The organism is Kitasatospora sp. NA04385, assembly GCF_013364235.1.
Classification (GTDB): domain Bacteria; phylum Actinomycetota; class Actinomycetes; order Streptomycetales; family Streptomycetaceae; genus Kitasatospora.
This window is the reverse complement of sequence record NZ_CP054919.1, coordinates 4,878,225-4,890,218: the sequence shown is the minus strand read 5'-3', so window position 1 is coordinate 4,890,218 and position 11,994 is coordinate 4,878,225. Positions and strand designations below refer to the sequence as shown.

The window sequence follows — 11,994 nt, the reverse complement described above, 5'->3', positions numbered from 1 at the left end:
TTTCCGGAGGTTTGGCATGGACGTCTCCCCGTCGGACAGACCGGCGGTGACGCCCGCGCTGATCGAAGCCGCCAAGTCGGGGAACCGCGAAGCCTGGGCGGACATCTACCGCTGCTACCACGGGGCGGTGCTGGCGTTCCTGCTGCGCCGCACCGGGAGCCGGCCGCTGGCCGAGGACCTGGCCCAGGACACATTCGTCCGCGCCATGGCGGGAATTCGCGGTTTCCACTGGACGGGCACGGATCTCGGCGCGTGGATGTTCACCATCGCCCGCAATGTGCTGCTGGACCACGAGAAACGGCGTTCCACCCGCCGGGAGTCGGCGGTGGCGGCGGTCGCCGACCACGATTCCGGGGTGCGGGTGGAGGAGTCGGTGATCGCGGCGGCCGAGGCGGAGCGGGTGGGCGCGGCGCTGTCGGCGCTGAACGAGCGCCAGCGCTCGGTGCTGCGGCTGCGCTACTGGGACGGGCTGAGCTCGGTGGAGATCGCCGACCGGATCGGGCTGCGGGTGGGCGCGGTGAAGACGCTGACCTACCGGGCCCGGCTGAACCTGCGGCGCACCCTGGCCCCGGAGGCGCCGGCGCCGGTCCGGCGCGCGGTGGGGCCGCGCCGGACGGTCGGGGCGGGGACGGGGCGGACGGTCGGGGCGGGGACGGGCCCGGCCGGTCAGCCGGCGGGCGGGCGCTGCCGGGAGAGCGGCGTGGAGTGCTCCTGGAAGCCGAGGCTGCGGTAGAGCGCCTGGCCGTCCTCGGTGGCGTGCAGGTCGACCCGGGTGGCGCCGCGCGCGTCGAACCAGGCGAGCAGGGCCTCGGTGCAGGCCCGGGCGTGGCCGCGGCCGCGCCGCTCGGGGCGGGTGCAGATGCCGAAGACGAAGCCGAACAGGCCGTCGGGGTGGCCGGGGGCGGGCAGCCGCCGCTCCAGGGTGCCGACGGCGCAGCCGAGCAGCCGGCCGGGGCGCTCCGGGTCGTCGACCACGTACGCCTGCAGCGTGCGCTCCGGCTCGGCGAGCCGGCGGACCAGCAGGTCGGCGGCGGTGCGCTGCCAGGGGCCGGGGCGGGCCTCCCCGTGCATGGCCTCGAACATCAGCGTGCGGAGTTCGACCAGTTCTTCCGCGTCCGCGGGGACGGCCGGGCGTGGGGTGCTCATGGACCGCAGGGTAGGGCGGGGCGCGGGGCGGGGCGCAACGGGTTTGTCGGGGCGGGCGCCTACCCTGGGCGGTATGGCAGATCAGCAGGGGCAGCGGGGAGCGGGTCCGCGGGAGTCGCTCGGCTACGAGCAGGCGCGGGACGAACTGCTCCAGGTGGTGCGGCAGTTGGAGACCGGCGGGACGACGCTGGAGGAGTCGCTGGCGCTGTGGGAGCGCGGCGAGGAGCTGGCGAAGGTCTGCCAGCGCTGGCTGGACGGCGCCCGGGCCCGGCTGGACGCGGCGATGGCCGCCGAGGAGCCCGCCGGGGAGTGACCCGGGGCCGGATGTGCCGCACGTCACACCCCCCTCCGGGAATGGTTTAAGTTTCATCGAAGTTGGACCTGATCGTGCGGCACCCAGGCCGCCGATCGAACCCCGGTCCCCAGCTTTGAGGTAGGACACAGACCATGACCCTGGCACTCGACGCCGCCGCCCAGGACCTGCTCTTCCGCGAGGCCCGCACCGCCAACACCTTCTCGGACGAGCCGGTCAGCGACGAGCAGATCCAGGCCATCTACGAGCTGGTGAAGTTCGGCCCGACCGCCTTCAACCAGCAGCCGCTGCGCATCGTCCTGGTCCGCTCCGAGGAGGGCCGCGCCCGCCTCGTGCAGCACATGGCCGACGGCAACAAGGCCAAGACCTCCGCCGCGCCGCTGGTCGCCATCCTGGCCGCCGACAACGAGTTCCACGAGGAACTCCCCACCCAGCTGCCGCACTTCCCGCAGGCGAAGGACATGTTCTTCTCCGAGCGCCCGGTCCGCGAGGCCTCCGCCACCCTGAACGGCGCCCTGCAGGCCGCCTACTTCATCATCGGCGTCCGCGCCGCCGGCCTGGCCGCCGGCCCGATGACCGGCTACGACGCCGAGGGCCTCAACAAGGAGTTCTTCGGCAACGGCGAGCACTCGGTGCTGGCCGTGGTCAACATCGGCAAGCCGGGCGAGGACGCCTGGTTCCCGCGCAGCCCGCGCCTGGCCTACGACGAGGTCGTCACCACCGTCTGATCCCGGTCGACGCCCCCGCCCGACAGCGAAGGCCCCCGCCGTTCCCGGCGGGGGCCTTCGTCGTGCCGTCTGCGGGCGGCCGTCGCGCGGTCGCCGCGCTCCGGGGCCTAGCCCAGCGTCTCGGCGAGCTGCGCGAGCTCCTCGTACGAGGCGGTGCCGGTGAGCACCGTGGTGCCGGTGTCGCCCGCCGGGCGGACCAGCGCCCGGTAGCGGTCGCCCTGCACCCGCTGCCACTCCTGGCCGGCCACGGTGGCGGTGCCGTCCGGCTCGGCGCCGGGGACGTTGCGCTCCACCACGTCCTCGGGCTTGCCGTCGGCCTGCTCGACCGCCGCGTACTGGCCGGAGGCGGTGTTCAGGCCCAGGTGCCAGGCGGCGCGGCTCTTGTCGTTCCGGCCGTAGGTCACCGAGGTGGCCGTCCAGCCGTCCGGCAGCTGCTGCGGCCCGAGCAGCGGGTACGGCGCGGCCCGCTTCGCCGAGGCGAGTTCGACCCGGTACGGCACCGAGTGCACGCCGTTGCCCTTGCCGTCCGCGCTGGGGATCGAGAAGTACGCGACCACCACCACGACGCCGACCGCCGCCATCGACAGGACCATGTCCCGTACCGTCTGACGGCCCCTCTTGCTGCTGTTGCCTGCCACCCGCCCATGGTAGGCGGCGCTTACACCGGCGCCGCGCGCCGGTGTGCCGGTGCGTGCCGGTGCGTGCCGGTGCGTGCCGGTGCGTGCCGGTAAGGAGCGCGGGAGGCGGGCGCCACAGACACCCGTTCCACCTGCCGATACGATCGCAGCAACCCTCGACGCAGCACTGGTGACCCTCCGTGTCCCGGTGCTGACTGGCCGTCGCGTACAGAGAGGTAACGACGATGACCACGCAGTACCCGCACCACCTCCCCTCCGCGCTGGAGGTCGCTCCGGAAGCGCCCGACCGCAACCTCGCCCTCGAACTGGTCCGGGTCACCGAGGCCGCCGCGATGGCCGCCGGCCGCTGGGTCGGCCGGGGTGACAAGAACGGCGCCGACGGCGCGGCCGTCAAGGCGATGCGCACCCTCGTCTCCACCGTCTCGATGAACGGCGTCGTCGTCATCGGCGAGGGCGAGAAGGACGAGGCCCCGATGCTCTACAACGGCGAACGGGTCGGCGACGGCACCGGCGCCGAGTGCGACGTCGCCGTCGACCCGGTGGACGGCACCACCCTCGCCGCCAAGGGCATGCACAACGCCGTCGCGGTCCTCGCGGTCGCCGACCGCGGCACCATGTTCGACCCCAGCGCGGTCTTCTACATGGACAAGCTGGTCTGCGGCCCCGAGGCCGCCGACTACGTGGACATCACCGCCCCGCCCGCGGTCAACATCCGCCGGGTCGCCAAGGCGAAGGGCTCCTCGGTCGAGGACGTCACCGTCGTCGTGCTGGACCGGCCCCGGCACACCGACCTGGTGCGGGAGATCCGCGAGGCCGGCGCCCGGGTCAAGTTCATCTCGGACGGCGACGTGGCCGGCGCGATCATGGCCGCCCGCGAGGAGACCGGCGTCGACCTGCTGATGGGCGTCGGCGGCACCCCCGAGGGCATCATCGCCGCCTGCGCGATGAAGTGCATGGGCGGCGTCATCCAGGGCCGGCTGTGGCCCAAGGACGCGGCGGAGCGCCAGAAGGCGCTGGACGCGGGGCACGACCTGGACCGCGTGCTGACCACGGACGACCTGGTCAGCGGCGAGAACGTGTTCTTCGTCGCCACCGGCATCACCGACGGCGAACTGCTGCGCGGCGTCCACTACCGCCAGGAGACCGCCACCACCTCGTCGCTGGTCATGCGCTCCAAGAGCGGGACGATCCGGCGGATCGACTCGACCCACAAGCTGGCCAAGCTGCGGGCGTACAGCGCGATCGACTTCGACCGGGCGAACTAGCGCGGGAGCGCGGAGCCGGGGGCGGGGGGACCGCGGTGTGCGGTCGCCCCCGCGCCCCCGCCTCCGCGGCGTCCGGCGCGGCGGGCCTCAGCCGGCTATCCGGGCCGGGAGGCGGATCTCGCTCTCGCGGCGGCGGCGCCGGGTGAGGACGACCCGGCGCTCGGCCGCGGTGAGCCCGCCCCAGACGCCGTACGGCTCGGGCTGGGCCAGGGCGTGCTCGCGGCACTCGATCAGGACCGGACAGCGGGCGCAGACGCGCTTGGCCTGTTCCTCGCGGGCGAGGCGGGCGGCGGTCGGCTCCTTGGAGGGGGCGAAGAACAGCCCGGCCTCGTCGCTGCGGCAGGCGGCCGAGGTGTGCCAGGGGTTGTCGTCCGGCTCCGGCTGGGCCGCCGGGCGGCGGGCGGCGGTGGCGCTGGACTCGATCGGATGCAGCACGGTAACTCCTGACCAGGCTCAAGGCTGGGGAACGAGGTCGCCTCCTGCCCGGCTGCCCCGTGCTCCCTCGCCGTGGCGCCGTCGCCGACCCGCGGGATCACAGCCGTTCAGGAACGATGTGCGATTGGAACTACCCCGCCGCCCCGGGATTCATGCACACCGCACGCAACCGACTACACCCTGCACTCGCGGCAACGGCGAGTGCCGCCAGGCGAGTTGACGACCGGTCGGGAACTGCGCAGGTCAGCCGTCGAGCTGTCGGCGCACCCACTCCTTGAGCTTCTTGCCGCGCCGCGGCTTGGCCTCGACGCCGCCGAACACGGCCGCGCCCTTGACCCGGACCACCGGCGCGTACGGCTCGGCGGCGGTCTGCTCGCGCACCTCGAAGCCGCCGAACACCCCGGCGCCGCCGCCGTGCAGGCTGACGTTCTCCGGGACGCGGATCTCGACGCCGCCGAAGACCGTGTACACCTCGATGACCACCTCGGGGGACTCGAAGACCGCGTCGGTGAGGTCGATCTCGATGCCGCCGAACACGGCGACCGCCTTGAGGTGCGAGCCGACCCGCCAGCGGCCCTTGCGGGCGGCGCCGCCGAACACCGCGAGCATGGTGGGCGCCTCGGCCCGGGCCGGGGGCAACGGGGCCTGCGCGGCGGGGGCGGCCGCCAGCGGGGGCTTGGTGAGGTTGTGCCGGATCGCCCCGGGGTGGCTGGGCAGGTCGCGGGTGAGGGGCTCCAACTCGCCGAAGGTCCGGGCGCCGTAGGCGGCCTCGATCCGTTCGGCGTGCTCGTCGACGGTCAGCCGGCCCTCGGCGTACGCGTCGCGCAGCAGGTCGGCGACGCGCTCGCGGTCGGCGTCGGAGGCCTTCAGCTCGGCGGCCAGGTCGGTGCCGGGGGCCCGGGCGGGCACCGGCGCGGGCTCGTTCTTCGACAGCTGGGCGGGCAGCGCGCCCTGCGGGTCCTGCTCGGGAGAGTCGTCCACGTCACAAAGCCTAGCGAGCCCACCCGCGGACCGAACGGCGGTTCGACGCAACGGGAGTGACCCCGGTCACGCAGGCGAACCTGGGCGCGGGGCCCGCGGCGGGTGCGCCTAACCTGGAGGGTGCCTCGTCGACGAAGCCGAAAGAACCGAAGGATCACCCCATGGCCCCAGAGTTCGCCTACCGCGACCTGCTCCCGCTCGGCACGGACACCACTCCGTACCGCAAGCTCACCTCCGAGGGGGTCTCGACCTTCGAGGCCGGCGGTCGCACCTTCCTGCAGGTCGAGCCGGAGGCGCTGCGGCTGCTGACGGCCGAGGCGATGCACGACATCTCGCACTACCTGCGCCCGGCGCACCTGGCGCAGCTGCGCCGGATCCTGGACGACCCCGAGGCCAGCCCGAACGACCGGTTCGTGGCGCTGGACCTGCTGAAGAACGTCAACATCTCGGCCGGCGGCATCCTGCCGATGTGCCAGGACACCGGCACCGCGATCGTGATGGGCAAGCGCGGCCAGCACGTGCTGACCTCCGGCGGGGACGAGGCGGCGATCGCCCGCGGCGTGTTCGACGCGTACACCAAGCTCAACCTGCGGTACTCCCAGATGGCCCCGGTGACCATGTGGGACGAGAAGAACACCGGCAACAACCTGCCGGCCCAGATCGAGCTGTACGCCACCGACGGGGACGCCTACAAGTTCCTGTTCATGGCCAAGGGCGGCGGCTCGGCCAACAAGTCGTACCTGTACCAGGAGACCAAGGCGATCCTCAACGAGGCGTCGATGCTGAACTTCCTGGAGCAGAAGATCCGTTCGCTGGGCACCGCGGCCTGCCCGCCGTACCACCTGGCCATCGTGGTCGGCGGCACCAGCGCCGAGTTCGCCCTGAAGACCGCGAAGTACGCCTCCGCGCACTACCTGGACAACCTGCCCACCGGCGGCGACGCGCGGACCGGGCACGGCTTCCGCGACCTGGAGCTGGAGCAGAAGGTCTTCGAGCTGACCCAGAAGATCGGCATCGGCGCGCAGTTCGGCGGCAAGTACTTCTGCCACGACGTGCGGGTGATCCGGCTGCCGCGGCACGGCGCCTCGCTGCCGGTCGCGATGGCGGTGTCCTGCTCGGCGGACCGCCAGGCGCTCGGCAAGATCACCGCCGAGGGCGTGTTCCTGGAGCAGCTGGAGACCGACCCGGCGAAGTACCTGCCGGAGACCACCGACGAGCACCTCGACGACGACGTGGTGCGGATCGACCTGGACCGGCCGATGGCCGAGGTCCGCGCCGAGCTGTCCAAGTACCCGGTGAAGACCCGGCTCTCGCTCACCGGCACGCTGGTGGTGGCCCGCGACATCGCGCACGCCAAGATCAAGGAGCGGCTGGACGCCGGGCAGGGCATGCCGCAGTACCTGAAGGACCACCCGGTCTACTACGCGGGCCCGGCGAAGACCCCGGAGGGCTTCGCGTCCGGCTCGTTCGGCCCGACCACGGCCGGCCGGATGGACTCCTACGTCGACCAGTTCCAGGCGGCGGGCGGCTCGATGGTGATGCTGGCCAAGGGCAACCGCTCCCAGCAGGTCACCAAGGCGTGCAACGAGCACGGCGGCTTCTACCTGGGCTCGATCGGCGGCCCGGCGGCCCGGCTCGCGCAGGACTGCATCAAGAAGGTCGAGGTGCTGGAGTACCCGGAGCTCGGCATGGAGGCGGTCTGGCGGATCGAGGTGGAGGACTTCCCGGCGTTCATCGTGGTGGACGACAAGGGCAACGACTTCTTCGCCGAGGTCACCGACGGCCCGCTGATCACCAACCTGCGGGTGCGCTCGGCGCAGTAGCGGCGGCGCGCACGAACGGGACGAGCCCCGGCCGGTGAGGGTCGGGGCTCGTTCTGCTCGCGCGGGCGGGACCGGCGAGGGTCACGGGCAGTTCAGGACGGTGCCGAGCGGCTCGAAGGTCTCGCCGTCCTTGGGCTCGATCTGCTCCACGGCCGGCGCGGTGGGCTGGCCCTCGGCCAGCACCTCCAGGGCGTGCTCGATCGCGTTCGGGTCGGTGGCGTCGGCGGTGTGCTCGACCGGGGCCGCGGTCTGCGCGGCCTCGGGAACGGTGGTGGTGGTCTCGTCGGCCATGGGGCGGGCCGCCTTTCAACTGAGAGGGTTCGATCACCCGGACGACTGTCCTCGGGCGCGCGGACAGTATCGTAGGAACCGCTAAATGTCTTATAAACGTCGCACCGCGCATCCACTTGGTGGACGTTTGCACGCTTCCTCATAAGCTGTCGCCCCCACACGACCGGCGGCTGCGTGGGGAACAGACGGTTCATCGGCCACAGGGGAGGACATGGAGCATCAGGACACGCGCTCCGCCGAGGCGTTGCGTTTCCAAGTGCTCGGCCCTGTCCAGGCGTGGCGCGGCGACGTGCCGCTGGCGCTCGGATCTCCGCAGCAACAGGCCGTCCTGGTGGCCCTGTTGCTCAGCGAGGGCCGTCCGGTCACCACCGACGACCTGGTGGACGGCATCTGGGGGGACCGCACCCCGCCGCAGGCGGTGGCCGCGCTGCGCACCTACGTCTCCCGGCTGCGCTCGGTGCTGGAGCCCAACCGCGCCGCCCGCAAGCCCGCCGAGGTCCTGGTCTCGATGACCGACGGCTACGCGCTGCGGATCCCGGCCGACGCCCTGGACCTGGCCGTCTTCGAACGGCACGTCGTCGAGGCGTCCGGCGCCCGGACCGAGGGCGGCCTGCGCCCCGCCCACGACACCCTGGTCGCCGCGCTCGACCTGTGGCGCGGCCGCCCGCTGCCCGGCGTGCCCGGCCCGTACGCCGACGCCCAGCGCACCCGGCTGGCCGAGCGGCAGCTCGCGGTGGCCGAGGAGCGCTGCGCGCTGGCCCTGGAGATCGGCCTGCACGCCGACGTGGTGGCCGAGTTGAACTCGCTGTCCGCCGCGTACCCGCTGCGCGAGCGGCTGCGCGAACTGCTGATGCTGGCGCTGTACCGCAGCGGTCGGCAGGCCGAGTCGCTGGGCGTGTACGCCGACACCCGCAAGCTGCTGATCGACGAGCTCGGGGTGGAGCCGGGCGGCGGGCTGTCCACGATGCACCACCGCATCCTGGCCGGCGACCCGGAGCTGCTGGCGCCGCCGGTCCGCGCGCCGAAGGCCGCCGAGGAACCGGTCGCTTTCGTTCCGCCCGCCCAACTCCCGGCCGACGTCTCGGACTTCAGCGGGCGCAGCAAGATGGTGAACGAACTCCGGGACGTGCTGAGGGCGGGTTCCGGCCAAGCCGTCGTGGTGACCTCGCTGGCCGGCATCGGCGGCGTCGGCAAGACCACCCTCGCGGTGCACGTCGCGCACTCGCTGCGGCCGGACTTCCCGGACGGGCAGCTGTACGTGGACCTGCGCGGCGCGGGCGCCTCCCCGGCCGACCCGGCCGTGGTGCTCGGCGACTTCCTGCACGCGCTCGGCGCCTCCGACGCCCCCGACTCGCTGGACCAGCGCGCCGCGCTGTACCGCTCGCTGCTGGCCGACAAGCGGATGCTGATCCTGCTCGACAACGCCCGCGACGCCGGGCAGTTGCGGCCGCTGATCCCCGGTGTCTCCGGCAACGCCGTGATGGTGACCAGCCGCTCCCGGCTGGCCGAACTCCCCGGTGCGCACCTGGTGGACATCGAGGAGCTGACCCCGGACGAGGCGCTGGCGCTGTTCTCGGCGATCGTCGGCGCCGAGCGGGTCGGCGCCGAGCCCGAGGCCGCGCTCCAGGTGGTGACCTCCTGCGGCTTCCTGCCGCTGGCGGTCCGGATCGCCGCCGCCCGGCTGGCCAGCCGTCCGCGCTGGAGCGTCTCCGACCTGGCCCGGCGGTTAGCGGACCAGCGCAACCGGCTCCAGGAGCTCCAACTCGGCAACCTCGCCGTGGAGACCACCCTGGGGCTCGGTTACGCCCAGCTCCGCACCGAGGAGGCCCGGGCGTTCCGGCTGCTCGCCCTGGTGGACTCCCCCGACCTGCCGCTGTCGGCCGTCGCCGCGCTGCTCGACGCCTCCGAGCAGGAGGCCGAGGACCTGGCGGAGGCCCTGGTCGAGGCCAACATGCTGGAGTGCTTCACCCCCGGCCGGTACCGCTACCACGACCTGCTGCGCCTGTACGCGCAGCGGCAGAACACCAAGCTGGCGGACACCGAGCAGCAGCAGGCGGCGCTGCTGCGGCTGCTGGACCTGCTGCACGCCACCGTGCGCAACGTCCAGCGGGCGATCGAGCCGGACGACCTGGCCATCGAGCTGCTGCACCGGGCCGACGCGACCGGTCGGTCGTTCTCCGACGGCCACTCGGCCCGGGCTTGGCTCCGGTCCGAGGTCGCCGTCCTGCTGGGCGCCGTCGAGGCCGCCGCCGACGCCCCCCTCGGCCTGCTGCAGCCCGCCGTGGACATCCTGCAGACCCTGACGTTCGTGAGCGAGGAGCCGACGCTCGCCCCTCGGGTGCGCGCCATGCTCCGGGCCGCCGCGGCGAGCCCGGTGGCCCAGCGGGACCCGGACACCCTGGCCTCGGTGCACCACTCGCTCGGACAGATCCACCGGATCGCCTCCGAACTCGCCGAGGCGGAGGAGTCACTGGCCCGCAGCCTGGCCCTCCAGCCCACCGGCCGGTCCACCGCGCTGCGGATGGCCACCGCCAACGGCCTGGCCATCACGCTGTTCCTGGCCGGCCGCCCGGCCGAGGCGCTGCCCGTCTACCAGCAGGCACTGGAGACCGTCCGCCCCCTCGACTCCCCGATCAGCGAGGCCCGGCTGCTCGCCAACATGGCCCGCGCCTACGTCGGTCTGGACCGGCACGCCGAGGCGGTGGAGTCGGCGCGCGCCGCGGTGGCGGCGGCCCGGGCGTCCGGGAACGTGCCCTGCCTGGCGGACACCCTCTACCAGTTGGGCGTGGTGCTGCGCTCGACCGGCTCGCCCGGCGAGGCCGCGGTGCACCTGCGGGAGGCGCACCAGCTGTACCACCAGCAGCAGCACCCGATCTGGGAGGGCTACTCGCTGGCCCGGCTGGCGGCCTGCCTGCTCGCGGACGGTCAGTTCGCGGCGGCGACGGCGGCCGCCGAGGAGTCGTTGTCGATCGCCCAGGAGATCGAGGCCGCGTACTGCCAGGGCATGGCGAACGCGGCGCTGGGCGAGGCGCTCCTGGAGACCGGTCAGCCCTCGCGCGGGCTGGCCTGCCTCCAGGAGGCGCTCACGGTGTTCACCCGGCTCGGTGTGCCCGAGGCCCAACCCGTGCAGGACCTCATCGCATCGCGACACACCGAGCCTTCCCCTCCCCCGGTCGCGCCGTAGGCTTCCGTTCCCCCCGCGGTACCCCCCTGGTCCCCCCGGCCGGACGCCTTCCCCCCGGGAGCGTCGGCGTCCCCGCAGCCCCCCGGCTGCGGGAACACCTTGACGCTTCCCCGGCGCTGAGAAGACTCTGACAGGTGTCGATTGACGTTCGATAAACGCCCGCGGCAAGGCCGTTGACCGGGCGTCGGCGCAGGTCGGGGGCGTGGCGCGGACGCGCCACGCGGCGTGCGGGGCCCGGCGTGCTCCGTCGCGGGCCCCGGCGTGCTTCCCCCGGCGGGCGATAAGCGCCCAACGGCGCACGAGTTGGCCGGAAACGGGCTCCACGGTGCGGTGATCGCGTTTATTCTCGAAGGCCAGGGTCGGGAGTGGAGCGCGGGCCACGACGGGCAGGGCAGGACGCACGCGGGAGAGGTGCCCAGATCATCGTGACGGACGAACAGAACGCCGCCTCCGCCGACGCCGACCGGGCGTCCGCGGCGGGTGCGCGCCGGGTCGAACGGGCCCGCCAGGCCGCCGTGTTCGACGCGATCGGGGGCCGCTACCAGGAGGTGTTTCCGGCCAGGGCCGGGCAGCTCGCCTGCGGCGACTGGCTGCTGGCCGAACTCCCCGCCGGTGCCCGGGTGCTGGACGTGGGGTGCGGAGCCGGCGAGCCGACCGCCCGCCAGCTGGCCGACGGCGGGCTGCGGGTGACGGGCGTCGACCTGTCGGAGGGCATGCTGGCGCAGGCCCGGGCGGCCGTGCCGGCGGCGTCCTTCCACCGGCTGGACGTCCTCGACCTGGGCCTGGAGAGCGCCGGTTCCCGTTGGGGCGTACCGGAGTTGGGCCCGGACGGGGACGGCTCGTGGGAGGCCGCGGCGGCGTTCTTCTCGCTGCTGATGCTGCCCCGCGCGGAGATCGCCGAGACGCTCGGCCGGGTCCGCGGGCTGCTGCGCCCGGGCGGCCTGCTGGCGCTGGGCATGGTCGAGGCCGACCTGGACGACGCGCCGCTGCCGTTCCTGGAGCAGGAGATCCGGGTCAGCGGGTACCTGCGCGAGGACCTGGCGGGGCTGCTGGCCGGCGCCGGTTTCGCGGTGGAGGCGGTGGACAGCCGGTCGTACGCGCCCGCCGGGTCCGCGCAGCCGCCGGAGACCCAGCTGTACCTGCGCTGTCGGCGCACCGGCTGACGAGACGTCAGTCTCCGTTCCCGAGAC

12 protein-coding genes are annotated in these 11,994 nt (G+C 73.5%); 7 read left to right on the top strand and 5 right to left on the bottom strand.

Going from position 1 to position 11,994, the window contains the following annotated elements; translation table 11 throughout:
* The first annotated feature begins 16 nt into the window (after window positions 1-16).
* Window positions 17-733 (top strand): RNA polymerase sigma factor, encoded by a 717-nt coding sequence (locus HUT16_RS21935; RefSeq protein ID WP_176189820.1) that lies wholly within the window; start codon window positions 17-19, stop codon window positions 731-733.
* Here HUT16_RS21935 and HUT16_RS21930 read toward each other — a convergent pair.
* Window positions 667-1,146: a GNAT family N-acetyltransferase gene (locus tag HUT16_RS21930; RefSeq protein WP_176189819.1), complete on the bottom strand. Its 480-nt coding sequence runs from the start codon at window positions 1,144-1,146 to the stop codon at window positions 667-669. The genes HUT16_RS21935 and HUT16_RS21930 overlap by 67 nt on opposite strands.
* Before the next feature lie 73 nt (window positions 1,147-1,219).
* Here HUT16_RS21930 and HUT16_RS21925 point away from each other — a divergent pair, with 73 nt between their 5' ends.
* Window positions 1,220-1,459: an exodeoxyribonuclease VII small subunit gene (locus tag HUT16_RS21925; RefSeq protein WP_176189818.1), complete on the top strand. Its 240-nt coding sequence runs from the start codon at window positions 1,220-1,222 to the stop codon at window positions 1,457-1,459.
* A gap of 134 nt (window positions 1,460-1,593) precedes the next feature.
* On the top strand, window positions 1,594-2,187 hold the full coding sequence (locus tag HUT16_RS21920; protein ID WP_176189817.1) for a malonic semialdehyde reductase: 594 nt from the start codon (window positions 1,594-1,596) through the stop codon (window positions 2,185-2,187).
* Between the two features lie 107 nt (window positions 2,188-2,294).
* Here HUT16_RS21920 and HUT16_RS21915 read toward each other — a convergent pair whose 3' ends face one another.
* Window positions 2,295-2,825, bottom strand: a complete 531-nt coding sequence (locus tag HUT16_RS21915; RefSeq protein ID WP_254897932.1) for a DUF4245 domain-containing protein — start codon at window positions 2,823-2,825, stop codon at window positions 2,295-2,297.
* 224 nt (window positions 2,826-3,049) lie between these two features.
* On the opposite strand from HUT16_RS21915, the gene glpX reads away from it, so the two are divergent.
* On the top strand, window positions 3,050-4,090 hold the full coding sequence (gene glpX / locus HUT16_RS21910; RefSeq protein WP_176189816.1) for a class II fructose-bisphosphatase: 1,041 nt from the start codon (window positions 3,050-3,052) through the stop codon (window positions 4,088-4,090).
* 87 nt (window positions 4,091-4,177) lie between these two features.
* Here the strand turns inward: glpX and HUT16_RS21905 are convergent, their stop codons facing one another.
* Both HUT16_RS21905 and HUT16_RS21900 read right to left on the bottom strand, forming a co-directional pair.
* Window positions 4,178-4,513: a WhiB family transcriptional regulator gene (locus HUT16_RS21905; protein WP_254898342.1), complete on the bottom strand. Its 336-nt coding sequence runs from the start codon at window positions 4,511-4,513 to the stop codon at window positions 4,178-4,180.
* Between the two features lie 255 nt (window positions 4,514-4,768).
* A complete protein-coding gene (locus tag HUT16_RS21900; RefSeq protein ID WP_176189814.1) occupies window positions 4,769-5,506 on the bottom strand; it encodes a DUF1707 domain-containing protein in 738 nt (245 codons plus the stop codon).
* A gap of 161 nt (window positions 5,507-5,667) precedes the next feature.
* On the opposite strand from HUT16_RS21900, the gene HUT16_RS21895 reads away from it, so the two are divergent.
* On the top strand, window positions 5,668-7,329 hold the full coding sequence (locus tag HUT16_RS21895) for a fumarate hydratase (protein WP_176189813.1): 1,662 nt from the start codon (window positions 5,668-5,670) through the stop codon (window positions 7,327-7,329).
* A gap of 81 nt (window positions 7,330-7,410) precedes the next feature.
* On the opposite strand, the gene HUT16_RS21890 is transcribed toward HUT16_RS21895, so the two are convergent.
* On the bottom strand, window positions 7,411-7,620 hold the full coding sequence (locus HUT16_RS21890) for a hypothetical protein (RefSeq protein WP_176189812.1): 210 nt from the start codon (window positions 7,618-7,620) through the stop codon (window positions 7,411-7,413).
* A 211-nt stretch (window positions 7,621-7,831) separates the two neighbouring features.
* Between HUT16_RS21890 and HUT16_RS21885 the strand changes: the two genes are divergently transcribed.
* Both HUT16_RS21885 and HUT16_RS21880 read left to right on the top strand, forming a co-directional pair.
* Window positions 7,832-10,804 carry an AfsR/SARP family transcriptional regulator gene (locus HUT16_RS21885; protein WP_176189811.1) on the top strand — a complete coding sequence of 991 codons (2,973 nt, stop codon included), beginning with the start codon at window positions 7,832-7,834 and terminating at the stop codon, window positions 10,802-10,804.
* Window positions 10,805-11,229: 425 nt separating this feature from the next.
* On the top strand, window positions 11,230-11,967 hold the full coding sequence (locus HUT16_RS21880) for a bifunctional 2-polyprenyl-6-hydroxyphenol methylase/3-demethylubiquinol 3-O-methyltransferase UbiG (RefSeq protein ID WP_176189810.1): 738 nt from the start codon (window positions 11,230-11,232) through the stop codon (window positions 11,965-11,967).
* Window positions 11,968-11,994 lie beyond the last annotated feature (27 nt).